Consider the following 15,622-nt stretch of genomic DNA (forward strand, 5'->3'; position numbering starts at 1 on the left):
CCCGCTTAAATTGATCCCACTAGAGGGCAAAGTCCTATTTTTAATAAGTTACGTATACATCCGTTAACAATTCAGAAGCACTTGGAAATGGGCTCTCTTCACTAAACTTCACAGCTTGGTTTACCGCATCTTCAACCGATACTTCTAAAGTGACTAACTCGTTTTCAGCCAATAGCTGCTCATACAATAAGTGATTTCTAAAAAGGAGAAGCGCATCTTTTTCCTGCTTATGCTCTGCCTTTTCTTGTTCTGTTTTGTATTTTTGAGCATCCCCTTCAAAGTGGCCATAATTGCGATAGGTCACACATTCAATGAGTGTTGGACCTTCGCCGCGGCGTGCTCTTTGAACCGCTTCTTCTGCAGCCTGGTAGACAGCTAATACATCCTTACCATCCACCTTGATACCAGGAATGTTGTAGGCAACTGCTCGATCAACAATGGATTTACAGCTGGAAGCATAGCTAAATGGTGTCGCTTCTGCATAACCGTTATTTTCAGCAACGAATACAACAGGAAGCTTCCAAATCGCAGCTAGATTGATGCCTTCATGGAATGTTCCATGGTTTTGGGCACCGTCGCCAAAGAAGCAAACGCTTACATTATCGGTCTTTTTATACTTAGCGGTTAAAGCTGCACCGCATGCAAGCGGAAAACCGCCGCCAACAATTCCATTGGCACCAAGCATCCCTTTATCTAGGTCCGCAATATGCATAGAACCGCCTTTCCCTTTACATAAACCTGTAATTTTTCCATAAATTTCAGCCATCATTCCGTTTAAATCGCAGCCTTTGGCAATACAATGACCATGTCCGCGGTGCGTACTGGTAATACTATCTTTATCATTTAGATGGGCACAAACCCCAACAGCTACTGCCTCTTCCCCTGCATATAAGTGAACAAACCCCGGCAAGGTTCCTGATGAAAATAGCTCATGAACCCTGTCCTCAAACTTACGAATCTCGAGCATTTTTTGATACATCCACTGGGCTTTTTCCTTTGTTAAAGCTACATTCTTGCTTTCCAACGTTCTCATTCTTTCAGCCTCCCTGCCTAAATTTCATTACACCTTTTCATTAATGCAAAAACCATGCCAACATAGAAAAGAGGATTTCTCCAATACTCCGGCAGAAAAGTTTTTTAAAAAAAGAGACAAAACAAGACAGGTGTCTCGTTTTGTCTCTTTTTGTTCATTGCTCGAAAAATATCCCAGCTTTTATTAGACTCGAATTTCTTATTAAATTTGTTATCTTTTTAACAATCCGACTGGGACTAAGTATCACTCAAACATTTATAAACATAACCTTAACCACAAAAAAACTGTATAGATAAATTTCTATACAGTTTACATCTTTTTGATAGGGCCCACATTCGTCTTATACCGCTTCTACAATAATTGACACTCCTTGTCCTCCGCCTACACATAAGGATGCTAAACCAATTTGTTTCTTTTGACGTCTTAATTCATGAACTAAAGTAACCACAATCCGAGCACCTGAACATCCTATTGGGTGACCTAAGGCAATAGCCCCTCCATTAACATTTATAATTTCTTCTGGTAAACATAATTCTTTATTTACTGCTAGCACTTGGGCTGCAAAAGCTTCATTTAACTCAGCTAATTCAATATCTTGTATGGTAAGATTTGCTCTCTTCAAGGCTTTCTGTGTCGCCGGCACTGGTCCAATCCCCATAATAGAAGGAGATACAGCTGCACTAGCTACTGAACGAATTTTGGCAAGTGGTTTTAAGTGATATTCTCTTACAGCCTGTTCAGAGGCAACAATAACAGCTGCGGCCCCATCATTTAATCCTGAAGCATTTCCAGCTGTTACTGTACCATTTTCTTTAAAAGCCGGCTTCAAATTTTGTAATTTTTCTAAATTAGTATTTTTTATATTTTCATCTTCTGTAAATAATGTTGTACCTTTCTTATTTTTGATAGGAACAGGAATAATTTCATCTTGGAATTTACCTTCTTCTATAGCTTTAATGGCTTTTTGTTGGCTTCCAAGAGAAAAAACATCTTGTTCCTCTCTAGAAATTTGATAGCGGTCTACTAGATTTTCAGCTGTAATCCCCATATGGTATCCTTCAATTGCACAATGAAGACCATCATGAAAGAGCGCATCCACTGTCTGCAAATTCCCCAGTTTCTGTCCCCACCTGGCATTCAGCACCAAATGAGGAACATTACTCATACTTTCTGTTCCGCCTGCAATGACTACATTCGAATCCCCGGCAAGGATTTGATGGTAAGCTAATGTTATAGAACGCAATCCTGATGCACATTGTTTATCTATGGTAATAGCCGGAACAGAAACTGGAATCCCGGAGTGGATGGCAGCTTGTCTTGCTGGGTTTCCCTTTAGCCCTGATTTTAATACATTTCCTAGCACGACCTCATCTATGCATTCTGGTGAAATGCCTGACCGTTGCCAAACCTCCCTTACTACATCCTTTGCAAGTTGTATCGCACTAACATCTTTCAGAGAACCACCGAAACTCCCTATAGGTGTTCTTAAAGCCTCTACTAAATAAACATTTTGCATTCACTGTACCCTCTTTCTTCATTATATTTATTCGATTACTTTCACAAAAATTATTTTTGTACACCTTTTACCCTATGCTTTTTCAAAAAATAATTAACCAGATTCAGAGGAATTTCTTGAAAGAGAATACTTAAACTCTTGTTTTTTAGAAAAATGGTAAGTTTGATGAGTATAATAAATTTTTGCAACAGCAAGATGGTCGCAAAGAGAACACTTAATTTGATACAAAGCTTTGCTAACATGGGGAGTTTCTAACAATAGCAGTCCTTCTTTCATGTGTGTGTTACAAACCCACATAATTTCACCCCTTCATATAACTTGACCATTTTGTCGACCTTTACTGCGTTCATACAATTTTTATTAAACAAACATTCACCTAACCAGCAATTGGTAAGGTAAGCTCAATTAAAGTACCTTCGTTCACCTTACTTAAATAGTTAATACTTCCATGGTGTTGCTTAATAATTTTATGACAGATCATTAATCCAAGGCCGGTTCCCTTTTCTTTTAAGGTGTAAAATGGCTCTCCTAAACGAGGAAGGAGCTCTTCAGGTATGCCACATCCCTGATCTTGAATAGAAATAATACACGCGCTATCTTGGCCTTTTCTTAAATTGATATAAATCTCACCACCTGTATCCATAGCTTCCATTGCGTTTTTTATTAAATTAATAAAAACTTGTTTTAATTGGTTCTTCTCACAAGTAATAAAAATAGGGCTTTCTTCATAACTGAGTTTAAATTGAATATCCTTCATAATGAACTGAGGAGTAAGTACATCTAATGTATTTTCTATTATGTCTATTATATTTACACGGATTAGTCGGACAGCTTGAGGTTTTCCTAAAGAAAGCAATTCGCTCGTTATCGTTTCAATTCTTTCCAGTTCATTTATAAGCAAATCAGTATACTTTGAAGATTTATTTTCCTTTTTATAAAGTTGAACAAATCCTTTTATGGTTGTCAGAGGATTTCTAATTTCATGTGCTACCCCGGCTGCTAATTCACCGACAACGGATAACTTTTCAGATTGTAAAAGAATATCTTCTGACTTTTTTCGTTCAGAAATATCACGACTAATCATGACAAAATGTTCACTGGAAACGTCCTCTCCCTTTACAGGCATACAACGGGATTCGACTTCAATCCATTCTCCAAGTTTGTGTCGAAAACGGTATTCAATTAGTAAGGATTCATTACTTTCAAACATCCCATCCCATGCATTTTTTACCATATAAACATCCTCAGGATGAATAATTACACTTAAGTCCATTCCGTCCATATCCGATTCTTCATACCCTAAAACATACTTATATGAAGGAGAGAGGTAACGAATTACGTACTCTTTATCCATGACCGTTATCAGATCTAGAGTATTCTCGGCAATCAATCGATAGTTTGATTCACTCTCTTCTACTTTTTTATACATATAAGATAGCTCGAAGTTTAAACGATGCAGCTTAACGTATGACTCAATAAGTAAGGCACCAATAGCTACTCCAACTAACATAAAAAGTAAATACTCAACATGAAAAATTGGATTATCAATAAATATGTTAAAAGTGGATACATAGAAAACATACATACTTACAAAAGTACTGAAAAAAAGTAAAACCCTTTTTATTGGGCTAATCTTAGCAATAAAAAGGTGAAGAATCGAGAAAGCAATCATGATGATTAAGCATCCAATAATCGCTTGGTACCAGAGACCATTTACAAATAGTCTTGCAAGTAAAGCAAGCCCCCCGGTAATGAACCCAGCCTGCGGACCAAGATAGGCGAACACAAGAATAACTGTTGCATATCGCAAATCATATGCATACCCTTGATGCTTTAAAGAAAACATAACCAGGATGATCGTAAAAATTCCAGCATACAAGCCGACCCAGAGCCGAACCTTATGAATGGGTTTATGATTAATATACGAACGGATAACTAATGGAAAAATCACAAATAAGCAAAATATTGAAAGATTCACAATGTAGTTAAAAAAAATCATGCTTTTTCCCACCTATAAGAAATGTTAGCATTTGTATTGTTATACAAGGATCTTCCACTTATTTCAGATCTTGTAAACTATAAACTTGACCGTTTTTCTAACCAGTCAGCAATTGTTGGATAAGTTATTTTAGATGCCTTACTTCCAAAAGCTATAGATGTATGACCAACAGGTAATTTTATATATTGTTTGTCTTTGCTGGAAATGCTGTCCATTAAGGCTTCTACTTGATGTGGCGGCGCAATGATGTCCACTTCACCTGATAGGTTTAGTACATTTGATGTTATGGCCTCAAGTTTCACCTGCCGGCCACGAATTACTAATTCCCCTTTTATCAACTTGTTTTTTTGATAAAAATCTCTTATCCATTGACGATAGGCTTCCCCAGGAAATGGAATGCCGTCATTTAACCATTTTTGCAAAAGATTAAAACTCTTAACAAACTTTTGGTCGTCGGCTCGGTCGAAAAGACTAACAAATGGCCCATAAAAATTTGCCATCGGTTTTAGTAATTTGTTTCCAAAGTCAATCATTTCAGGAGGAATGTTTCCAAGGGTTTGGACCACTTTATCAATATCAAAATATTGTTCATCAAGCATAGCACCGTATAGGCCTGTCTCTTCAAAATCGAATGGAGTGGTCATAAAAACAAGGTTGCGAATCGGCAATTCAGGGTGCAAAGCCGCAAATATTGATGTAATCGTGCCGCCCATGCAGTAACCAAGGACCGACACTTCCTTCGCATTAGATTTTCGCAAAATTTTACGAACTGCACGTGGAATGTAATCCATGATATAATCATCCAATTTCATATTTTTATCTTCGTAACCTGGTGTACCCCAGTCAAGAAGATAGACGTCGAAACCACGATTAACTAAATATTCAACCAAACTGCTTCCCGGCGCTAAATCCATAATATAGGGTTTATTGATCAGAGCATAAATTAATAGAAGGGGAACTTTATGCTTTTTTGGTTGATGAGTAATATATTGATAAAGCGTTGCTTTATTCCTTGTCCAAATTGCTTCCTTTGGTGTAGGACCTACTTCGGGCTCGGTATCCGAAATTAACATTTTAGTTACCTTTTTTACCCGGTTATAGATTTGTTGATACTCTTCTGGTATTGTTTGAATAAACTTTTCATATTCTTTTGTCATAAGACCGCGCATGGCTCCACCCCTTAGAAAATTAATATTTAAAATGCTATTTGAATTTGTATGAATTACTGCTCTAAAAAGTTCCTGGTCACTTCGAAATCTTTTAAGGTTTTAATAGAGTAATAATTTGATTCAATTTCGTATCAAGGCTCTTCATATCCTTTTTTATATTTGCCATTTCCCGTTGCAGTTCTGCTGAATCTATTTGATTATCCTTTGTTTCTTCGATATATTCTTCTAAATCATCCACTTTTGCATCGATATTGACAATCTGAGAGGAAACATGTGCAAGATCATTTCGTGATGGAAGATTAACCAATTCATAACATCGTTCGGTTGTTTCATTCATTATTTTTTTGAATTGAAGATTCATCTCCAACATTTGCCCTATTGCTTGAGCTGGAAAATCATTTGTCACTTTATTATCCAATTGATTACTGTACTTTGAATAATAATCTTTCCAAATTTCATAAAAGTTTTGTACCATCTTTTTTCCTCCTATTACTTAATAATTGATAGTTTTTTTATTGTTGTGGAATATTTGATTTTGCCTTAATCTACTAGTTTTTTGAATTTATCTTATAACGGAATATTTCCGTGCTTTTTTTTCGGCCGTGATTCTTTTTTTGTTCTTAGCATTTCTAAGGTTTGTTTCAGAACTTTCCGTGTATCTCTTAGATCGATCACGTCATCAACCATTCCATGAGAAGCCGCAACAAATGGATTCGCAAACATGTTTCGATATTCCTCAATTTTTTCCGAACGAGTCGCTGCTGGATTACTGCTCCCGTTAATTTCTTTCGAGAAAATAATATTTGCTGCTCCTTCAGGACCCATTACAGCAATTTCCGCGTTCGGCCAAGCAAATACAATATCCGCACCAATCGCTTTTGAATTCATTGCCACGTAGGCCCCACCAAATGCTTTTCTGAGGATCACGGTTATTTTCGGTACGGTTGCTTCTGAATAGGCATATAGAATTTTTGCTCCATGGCGAATGATTCCTCCATGCTCCTGATTGACTCCAGGGAAAAAACCTGTTACGTCTTCAAAAGTAATAATCGGTATATTGAATGAATCGCAGAATCGTATAAATCTAGAAGTCTTATCGGAAGAGTTAATATCCAGCCCTCCTGCCATTACTTTTGGCTGATTTGCAACAATACCGACACTTTTTCCGTCAATTCGTCCAAAACCTACGATATTTTTAGCATATTCCTTTTGAACTTCCATGAAATCACCATAGTCCAATACTTGCTCTAATACACTAAGAATGTCATATACCTTTTTTCCACTGAGAGGTACTAGGTCAAGCAAATTTTCACGCCAATCATTCTCTTCTTTACATGCAAGATTCTGAGGATTTTCCATATTATTTTGAGGCAGAAATGAAATTAATTTTCGTACCTCTTCTAAGACTGCCGATTCAAAATCGCCTGTAAAATGAGCACAACCAATAATGGAGGAATGAACCTTTGCACCTCCCAGATTCTCCGCAGAAATTTTCTCACCGGTAACCGTTTCAATGACCTTTGGACCCGTAATAAACATCTGACTTGTTTTTTCCACCATAAATACAAAATCCGTTATGGCGGGAGAATAGACAGCCCCTCCCGCACAAGGGCCCATAATTACGGAAATTGGTGGAATTACTCCTGAATAGATGGCGTTCCGATAAAAAATTTGACCATATCCGTCTATAGAAACAACACCCTCTTGGATCCTGGCTCCACCTGAGTCATTTAAACCTATAATGGGTGCTCCATTTTTTGCAGCTAAATCCATGATTTTGCAAATTTTTGTCGCATGCATCTCTCCTAATGCTCCACCAAAAACAGTAAAGTCCTGAGCAAATACGTAGACAAGACGTCCATGTATTTTACCGTAACCCGTCACGACACCTTCTCCTGGGCTCTCTAATTTATCCATACCAAAGTTAGTTGCACGGTGCTGAATGAATGGATTTAATTCCACAAAGGAACAATCATCCAGCAATAAATCAATTCGTTCCCTAGCCGTAAGCTTCCCCCGATTATGCTGGGTATCAATTCGTTCGTCACCGCCACCAAGCACGATCTTACTTTTCCGATCCCATAGATCATAAATCTTCTCATAAACTGTGCTCATTGGTTATCTCCACTTCCTCTCTGCTCGAAATAGATTAGGATGTCTGTTTCACTAAGAAAAGAGGTTGGCCGTATTCTACGAGCTGACCATTCTCGACTAGTACTTCAAAAATCTCTCCTTCCATTTCAGCTTCGATTTCATTAAACAATTTCATCGCTTCTAAGATACAGACAATTGTTGATTTCTCAACTTTTTCACCCATTTTCACAAAAGGTTGGGCATCTATTCCTGGTGCCCTATAAAATGTACCTACCATTGGAGATACAATTTTAGAGATGTTTCCATTTAACACATTTTTAGGTGAACTATGTACTTCCTCTGTAGTTTCTTTCACTGGTATCACCTGGACATGGCTCTTTGAAATCTCTTTTATTGTGGATGTTGATAAAATGGATGGAGTCTCTGTAACAACATGATTAACAGGCTCTTCAGTAGGACTTACCTTCTCATTAATAACAGGATCTGTCGGAACATTTCTCTGTATGGAAATTTTAGAATCTCCCTCTTCTATTTCTAAGTGGTTGATCGAAGATTGATCAACCAATTTAATCATTTCTCTAATCTCTTGGATTTTAAACATTTTTATCACTCCCTGTTAATAGTTAGCTAGAGGAAATCAAACCTCTAACCTCAATGGATTGGTTTCAAGAAATTTTGTATTAAACTGGCCCTTTACAAAGGATTCGTGTTCGAGTAATTTTTGATGGAACGGAATTGTTGTTTTAATTCCACTTATGACAAATTCATCGAGTGCCCTTTTCATTCTCCCAATGGCCTCATCACGATCTTTTCCCCAAACAATCAGTTTTGCTACCATCGAATCATAAAAAGGAGAAATTTCACAACCAGGATAAACCGCGCTATCCACTCGTACACCATATCCCCCTGGAGGAAGATACATTTCGACTTTTCCTGGTGAAGGCATAAAATTCTTTGCCGGATTTTCTGCGTTGATTCTGCATTCTATCGCCCACCCGTTGATTTTTATATCCTCCTGACTGAAAGATAGAGGATACCCTGCAGCCACTAAGATTTGTTCCTTGATTAAGTCAATCCCTGTAATCATTTCTGTCACGGGATGTTCCACCTGAATTCGCGTATTCATCTCCATGAAATAGAAATTTCCGTTTTTATCTAAAAGGAACTCAACCGTACCCGCACCATGATAATGAACAGCTTTTGCAGCCGCAATTGCTGCAGAACCCATCTGTTCACGAATCTCTTGTTGAAGGGCTGGTGACGGGGCTTCTTCAACAAGTTTTTGATGGCGTCTTTGGATTGAACAGTCTCTTTCACCTAAATAAACAACATTCCCCAACATGTCTCCAATAATTTGAATTTCGACATGACGCGGTTCCTCAATATATTTCTCAAGATACACACCGGCGTTTCCAAATGCAGTTTCAGCTTCTTTCTGGGCTTGTCGAATGGCTTTGCGTAAATCCACTTCATTTTCTGCAACTCTCATTCCTTTCCCCCCACCGCCAGCTGTTGCCTTTACAATGACGGGAAATCCAATATCCTTTGCAATAATTACAGCCTCCTCCAGGTCTTCTATTAGACCATCTGTTCCAGGAACAGTAGGAACGCCTACACCTTTCATAGTCTCTCTCGCGACCGATTTATCTCCCATTTTATTAATGGCTTCTGCTTTAGGACCTATAAATGAAATATTATATTCCGAGCATATTTCAGTAAAAGCAGCGTTTTCTGCTAAAAATCCATATCCCGGGTGAATCGCATCCGAATTTGTTAATCGAGCAATTCCGATGATGTTGGAAATATTTAAATAACTTTCCTTGGATGCCGTAGGTCCAATACAATAGGCTTCGTCCGCCATTTTCACATGCAAAGCTTCGCGGTCAGCTTCAGAATAAATGGCAACAGAAGATATTCCCATTTCCTTGCACGCCCTAATCACACGAACAGCAATTTCCCCTCGATTCGCAATAAGAACCTTTTTAAACATCTCCAAGTTCCTTTCCAAAAGAAATTTTATTTTAAGAGTTTACTAGGACTTTTTTTAATTCTTCCGTTAGGAGTGGAACCACCTCAAACAAATCACCCACAATACCGTAGTCTGCTATTTGAAAGATTGGGGCTTCCGGATCTTTGTTAATGGCTACGATCACTTTAGAGTTAGACATCCCTGCTAAATGCTGAATGGCACCAGAAATTCCACATGCAATGTACAAATCAGGGGTGACAACTTTTCCCGTCTGTCCGATTTGCAGTGAATAATCGCAGTATTCAGCATCGCAGGCGCCACGGGATGCACCAACCGCACCCTCTAGGATATCCGCCAGATCTTGGAGCGTCTTAAAACCATCTGACGATTTAACCCCTCGACCACCAGAAATGACTACTTTCGCTTCTGATAAGTCTACACGGCCAGTTGTTTTTCGAACTACTTCTTTTACAAACGTCCGTAAGTCTTTAATTTCAGCATTAAAATGCACAATCTCAAACGTTCTGCTCATTTCTGCCACCGGGATGTTATTCGGACGAATTGTTGCAAATGGGATGCCGGATACTGCTTTCTTTTTCTCAAACGCTTTTCCGGAGTAAATAGGACGTGTAAAGATCACGTCACCATCTCCTACTTGAACATCAATGACGTCTGAAACAAGTCCCAGCCCAAAACACGCTGCAATGCGCGGGGCAAGATCTTTTCCGATTGCCGTGTGGGGCATTAGAATCGCATCTGGTTCTACTTCTACGATGACCTGTCGTAATGCTTGTAAATAAGCATCCGTTGTATAAACATCGAATTCTTTGTTGCCCACAAGATATACTTTATTTGCCCCATGTTTCCCTAAAACATTTGCATAATGCGAGCAATCACTGCCGAAAGCCACAGTAATAATTTCTCCGCCTTCCGCAATGCGCTGTGCGGCTGCCAGCGACTCCAGCGAAACACCTCTTAGATTCCCAGCTTTAGCTTCAGTCATTACAAGTACTTTTCTCATGAATGTCCTCCCAAGAGCTTAGATTACCTTCGCTTCACTGCGTAGAAGTGCTGCCAGCACAGAAACTTGATCTTTGATATCCCCGTTTAGGATACGGCCTGCTCCTTTCTTCGTCGGAAAATATGTCTCAGTAGAAATAGTCTTAACCTCTAGAATGTCATCGAGATTTAAATCATCAATCTCCAGCCACTCGATTGGTTTTTTCTTCGCTTTCATGATGCCAGGCAGTGAGGGATAACGTGGTTCATTTAACCCCTGTTGCGCTGTAACCAATACTGGAAGAGATACCAAAACAATCTCTTTATCTCCTTCAACGTCACGCTCGATTACCGCCTCGTTTCCATCAATCTCAAGATTTGTAATCAACGTCACTTGTGGAATATTGAGTTCCTCTGCAAGGCGCGGCCCTATTTGTCCACTTCCATAGTCCACTGCAACATTACCGCCAAATATGATGTCAAATTCACTGTTTTTAATAACAACTGCAAGAATTTTGGCTGTACAGTATTCATCAAGATTTAAATCTTCGCTATTAACGATAACCGCTTTATCTGCACCCATTGCAAGCGCCGTACGCAACACATTCTCTGCTCGTTCCGGTCCTACAGTGATTACCGTTACTTCCCCTCCCTGTTCTTCGCGTAAGCGAATTGCTGCTTCAATCGCATATTCATCGTAAGGATTAATGATGAAGTTTCCCCCTTCTTCCCTAACGGTGCCCATTTCGAGTACAATTTTCTCTTCCGTATCGAATGTTTGTTTCAACAAAACAATTATGTTCATTTTTTTATCCCCTTCACTACTAAAACGCACTCTGGTTCCGACCTCCGTCTAATGTCTTCAACGCAATCTTGAACCCTTCACCCACTTGTCCCAAAAGTTTGTCCTTTGGAACGCGGCTGTCCTCTTATTAAAAGTTTTTCATTTTTCTCTGTGTTCCCTATGCATCCGGAGGATACCTGTAAAAACTCCTACCCTTTTAAGGATGGGAATTCTATGGCTATTTACACTTTTTGCTCGATAAGCTTTCGGGTATAGATGGTTACCTATTTCCTTGGCAGCAATCCCACAGATTTAGCCATGAGTTTATTTTTAAAGCCTGGGATGATCACCGTTTTATTCTTCATTAACCCGTCAAATCCGCATTTGGCAACTGATTGCGGGTCCATCAAGTTCTTAATGAAAATTTTTGTTCCTGTTGCTGCCAATCCTTGCGTGAGCGGCGTTTTGGTAGAAGGGGGACATAATACACAAACTTGAACTCCAGTTCCTTTAAGTTCTTCGGCAATTGCCTCCGTAAAGAATAAGACGTAGGATTTGCTTGCCCCATACATCGACATCCGTGGAGTTGGCTGAAAGGCTGCTGTTGAAGCCACGTTCAAAATTTTACCTTGCTTTCGTTTCACCATGTCATCCGCAATAAGTCTGGTTAAATACGTGAGTGAGATCATGTTGAGCTGCAGGTATTCCATTTCTTTATGAATATCCAATTCCGTCATCAACCCTAATCCGCCAGCCCCTGCATTATTAATCAAAATATCGATGTCGATTCCTTCGCTTTTCAAGTATCGATGCAAGCTCTCTACCGTTGTATGGCTGCTCAAATCGCCCGCAAAAGTATTCACTTGCGTACCATAATCCTTTTTTAAATTCTGGGCGTGGATTCCCAACAACTTTGCGTCTCTGGCAACCAACACCAAGTTATAGCCTTTGCATGCGAAAATTTTAGTGAATTCTAAACCAATCCCTTTTGTAGCACCTGTTATCAAAACCGTTTCTGTTGGCATCTGTCTTTTGTCCTCCATAGATTATTTATGCAAGTTAGCTATTATCGAACATTTCGAATATTCGAAATGTTTAAAATCATATTATGTTATTGATTATACTAATAAGTAATAATTAAATAAAATTAAAAATTTTAATTTATAAATAAATTTCACTAATATAAATAGAAAGAAAAAAAGAGAAGCATCTACGTCATACCTAGACGCTGGGCTTCTCTTATTTTACGAATCTATCATTTAAAATTTAGTTACATCGATTGCTTCAATACCTTCAGCCGCGCAATGGTCATAGTATCTTTTCAGGAATGACTCCCAATTATCTCTGGCAAGAATTTCTCCGTTCTCACCTATATAGTCTAGCGTTGCTTCCACAATATTGAAGGTAATAACATCTTCATCCCCTACAGCTGTAGGTGTATGTTTGGATCCGGCAGGCTCATAAACCATGTCACCAGGTTTGGAAATCCAAGGCTCCTCAAGATATCTCCAAGTCCCTTGGACAGTATATACAATGACTGATCCAGGATGGAAATGGGCTGGAAGCTGCATTTTCGCAGGAACATATAATAACGTAATTGTCTGTCCTGTCACAGGGTTGGCTTTAAGCAATTTAAATTTTGCATCTCCAAAATAAGGAATCCAAGGCAAATCATCTACACTAACATTACCGGCATGATAAGCTGCTACTTCTTTTACATCTTTTACATTACTCACTAAAATCCCCTCTTCCACTGTATGTTTTTTAAAATTCGCATCCTGTTAACGCTTACATAAGACAGCTAATTAACTTTTTCGAATTTATTAATTTCAGTATATTCTTAATTATTAGTTAAGTAAAATTGATATTTTTTACTTGTAATTAATTAAAATTAATGTGCGAAGTCAAGTTAATTGGATGAAATTTACTTAGACCCAAGTCCCCCATCAAGCACCAATATTTGTCCCGTACAATAATCAGACGCTGCTGAAGCAAAATAAAGGAGTGCACCTGTTAAATCATCGTCTCTGCCCAACCTTCTTACTGGGACTTGCGAGGCAATGATCGGGCCAGCTTTATGGACAAGTGTACCCGGTATTTCTGGGTTATTCATTCCAGTGGTAAAAACTCCAGGAGCAATGGAATTTACATACACTCCATGTCGGCCCCATTTTACTGCAAGATCCTTCGTTAATGTCATAACTGCACCCTTACTTGTTGTATATCCGACGGAATCTACAGCTTCAGGGTCAACACCTTTAAAGCCGATACTAGAAGAAATGTTAATGATTTTACCGTATTCGTTATTGATCATATGTTTTCCAACTGCCTGACACATTAAGAATGTTCCTGTCACATTCGTGTTAAGCATTGATTGCCATTGTTCTAAAGGCATTTCTGTTGCAGGCGTTTCAAAAACTGTTCCGCTGCTGTTAACTAAAATTTCGACCTTTCCAAAATAAGAAACGGCTTTTTCCACAGCTTGAACGACAGATTCCGGAGCTGTTACATCCAATGATATGGCAAGTGCTTGTCTTCCTAACGCCTCGATTTCTTTCACTACTTCTTTGCAAACCTCAAGACGACGCGAACAAACTACCACATTCGCACCAGCCTCAGCCAACGCAAGTGCCATTACACGTCCTAACCCGCTACCACCTCCGGTAACCATTGCTGTCTGCCCTGTTAAATCAAATAATTGTTTTGACGACATACAAAAACTCCTTTCGAAATAAGAATATTCAAATATTTTAAAAATCTTATTGATTATGATTATACTAATAAATTATAATTAAATAAAATTAAAGATTTTAAAGTGCAAATAAGTATTGCTAATATTCAAAAAGGGGTACATTCATGAACATTGAACAATTACTATATATTGTTGAAGTGGCTAAATACAGTTCTCTTTCTATAGCTGGACAGAATCTCCATGTGACTCAATCCACAATCAGCCAGTCCATTACCAACTTAGAGAAGGAGTTAGGACTTAAAATTCTTAAGCGCTCACGTGGACACGGTGCTGTACCAACCGATGAAGGTAGAGTCATTTTAAAACTGGCCTACGAAGTACAAAAAAAACTTGAAGAAATAAAAGAGACAGCCAACCTATTCAATTCAACGGATGTGGGTGAACTAAAAATTTCATCTTTACCAGGATTAATGACATTCCTGGTAAAAGCTATAGCCGCCTTTAGACATGATTATCCACACGTAAATCTTGATGTCACCGAAAAAAGTGGATCTGATGTAATTGAAGCGGTTCGACAGCACAAGACCGACATCGGGCTGATTACGCATTCCTCCGATTTAAACATTAATATGGAAGGAATAGCATTTGAAGCACTGATCGAAGGGAAACAGAAAGTATATGTTTCTAAACATTCTCCTCTGGCGTTTCTTGGTACCATAACACCTGAAGAGATACTTGATCAAACTCTTGTTACATATAACGGTGAAATTATGCAGTATTTTGTTCAGAATTTCTTTAACAAATATAAGCCCATGAAAACCCTATTTACATCGAATAATATGGACGGAGTTGGTCAAGCCATCATTGAAAGTCTGGCTATAACATTTGCGCCTGATTTTGTAATGAAAAACTATCCCCCTGTCATTAATGGGGATATCATTCCAATTGAATTGATGAATCATGGGGCTGTCAATATTTCTTTAGGGTTGGCTCGTTCAGAGAATAAACATTTATCCACCTTTGCCAACAAATATGTTCATTATCTAAAATCCGAAATTATTAAGAGTTAAGATGAAAAAAAGAGGAGCCTCTTCTACCCAAGTGGACGCCAGGCTTCTCTTTTTTCATGGATCTAGTTCAAACAGGAATAAGTAAGATTAATAGTTTTAGTTTTATATTGGAGTTTTTAGTCTATCTCCTTCAATCATCCGTGTAGGTCTCTGACATCTTTTCCTGACATCCCCAACACGACTGCGGTTTCGCTCCATAATTGCTAATTCCTCATTACAATAAACACAGCAATCCATTCCTGCAGCCTCCATTTCAGATTTACACATTCCATTCCCTCCTCAATCTATCAAAAATGT

15 protein-coding genes are annotated in these 15,622 nt (G+C 38.5%); 1 reads left to right on the plus strand and 14 read right to left on the minus strand.

Annotated elements, in window-relative coordinates; translation table 11 throughout:
• Positions 1-40 precede the first annotated feature (40 nt).
• From J2Y67_RS07820 to J2Y67_RS07880, 13 genes are all read right to left on the minus strand, one after another.
• The gene (locus J2Y67_RS07820; RefSeq protein ID WP_310172559.1) at positions 41-1,033 is read right to left on the minus strand and encodes a thiamine pyrophosphate-dependent dehydrogenase E1 component subunit alpha; all 993 of its coding nucleotides are present in this window, start codon (positions 1,031-1,033) and stop codon (positions 41-43) included.
• 340 nt (positions 1,034-1,373) lie between these two features.
• Positions 1,374-2,549 carry a thiolase family protein gene (locus tag J2Y67_RS07825; protein WP_310172560.1) on the minus strand — a complete coding sequence of 392 codons (1,176 nt, stop codon included), beginning with the start codon at positions 2,547-2,549 and terminating at the stop codon, positions 1,374-1,376.
• 376 nt (positions 2,550-2,925) lie between these two features.
• Positions 2,926-4,548 carry an ATP-binding protein gene (locus tag J2Y67_RS07830; protein ID WP_310172563.1) on the minus strand — a complete coding sequence of 541 codons (1,623 nt, stop codon included), beginning with the start codon at positions 4,546-4,548 and terminating at the stop codon, positions 2,926-2,928.
• Positions 4,549-4,625: 77 nt separating this feature from the next.
• The gene (phaC, locus tag J2Y67_RS07835; protein ID WP_396954060.1) at positions 4,626-5,717 is read right to left on the minus strand and encodes a class III poly(R)-hydroxyalkanoic acid synthase subunit PhaC; all 1,092 of its coding nucleotides are present in this window, start codon (positions 5,715-5,717) and stop codon (positions 4,626-4,628) included.
• Positions 5,718-5,808: 91 nt separating this feature from the next.
• Positions 5,809-6,192: a hypothetical protein gene (locus J2Y67_RS07840; RefSeq protein WP_310172566.1), complete on the minus strand. Its 384-nt coding sequence runs from the start codon at positions 6,190-6,192 to the stop codon at positions 5,809-5,811.
• Positions 6,193-6,284: 92 nt separating this feature from the next.
• The gene (locus tag J2Y67_RS07845; protein ID WP_310172568.1) at positions 6,285-7,832 is read right to left on the minus strand and encodes an acyl-CoA carboxylase subunit beta; all 1,548 of its coding nucleotides are present in this window, start codon (positions 7,830-7,832) and stop codon (positions 6,285-6,287) included.
• Between the two features lie 34 nt (positions 7,833-7,866).
• A complete protein-coding gene (gene accB / locus J2Y67_RS07850) occupies positions 7,867-8,412 on the minus strand; it encodes an acetyl-CoA carboxylase biotin carboxyl carrier protein (protein ID WP_310172570.1) in 546 nt (181 codons plus the stop codon).
• Positions 8,413-8,448: 36 nt separating this feature from the next.
• A complete protein-coding gene (gene accC, locus J2Y67_RS07855) occupies positions 8,449-9,801 on the minus strand; it encodes an acetyl-CoA carboxylase biotin carboxylase subunit (protein ID WP_310172572.1) in 1,353 nt (450 codons plus the stop codon).
• A gap of 31 nt (positions 9,802-9,832) precedes the next feature.
• On the minus strand, positions 9,833-10,801 hold the full coding sequence (locus J2Y67_RS07860; protein WP_310172574.1) for an electron transfer flavoprotein subunit alpha/FixB family protein: 969 nt from the start codon (positions 10,799-10,801) through the stop codon (positions 9,833-9,835).
• An 18-nt stretch (positions 10,802-10,819) separates the two neighbouring features.
• A complete protein-coding gene (locus tag J2Y67_RS07865; protein WP_310172575.1) occupies positions 10,820-11,584 on the minus strand; it encodes an electron transfer flavoprotein subunit beta/FixA family protein in 765 nt (254 codons plus the stop codon).
• A gap of 263 nt (positions 11,585-11,847) precedes the next feature.
• Entirely contained in the window at positions 11,848-12,588 is a 741-nt protein-coding gene (locus J2Y67_RS07870; RefSeq protein ID WP_310172578.1) for an SDR family NAD(P)-dependent oxidoreductase, read from the minus strand.
• Positions 12,589-12,822: 234 nt separating this feature from the next.
• Complete coding sequence (locus J2Y67_RS07875) at positions 12,823-13,299, minus strand: 2,4'-dihydroxyacetophenone dioxygenase family protein (protein ID WP_310172580.1); 477 nt, start codon at positions 13,297-13,299, stop codon at positions 12,823-12,825.
• Positions 13,300-13,487: 188 nt separating this feature from the next.
• Positions 13,488-14,276, minus strand: coding sequence for an SDR family NAD(P)-dependent oxidoreductase (locus J2Y67_RS07880; RefSeq protein ID WP_310172582.1), 789 nt, complete (start codon positions 14,274-14,276; stop codon positions 13,488-13,490).
• Between the two features lie 143 nt (positions 14,277-14,419).
• On the opposite strand from J2Y67_RS07880, the gene J2Y67_RS07885 reads away from it, so the two are divergent.
• Entirely contained in the window at positions 14,420-15,325 is a 906-nt protein-coding gene (locus tag J2Y67_RS07885; protein WP_310172584.1) for a LysR family transcriptional regulator, read from the plus strand.
• Between the two features lie 102 nt (positions 15,326-15,427).
• Here J2Y67_RS07885 and J2Y67_RS07890 read toward each other — a convergent pair whose 3' ends face one another.
• Positions 15,428-15,592, minus strand: a complete 165-nt coding sequence (locus J2Y67_RS07890; RefSeq protein ID WP_310172586.1) for a hypothetical protein — start codon at positions 15,590-15,592, stop codon at positions 15,428-15,430.
• Positions 15,593-15,622: the final 30 nt, after the last annotated feature.

This window comes from Neobacillus niacini, from assembly GCF_031456445.1.
In the GTDB taxonomy this organism is placed as follows: Bacteria; Bacillota; Bacilli; order Bacillales; family Cytobacillaceae; genus Neobacillus; species Neobacillus niacini_I.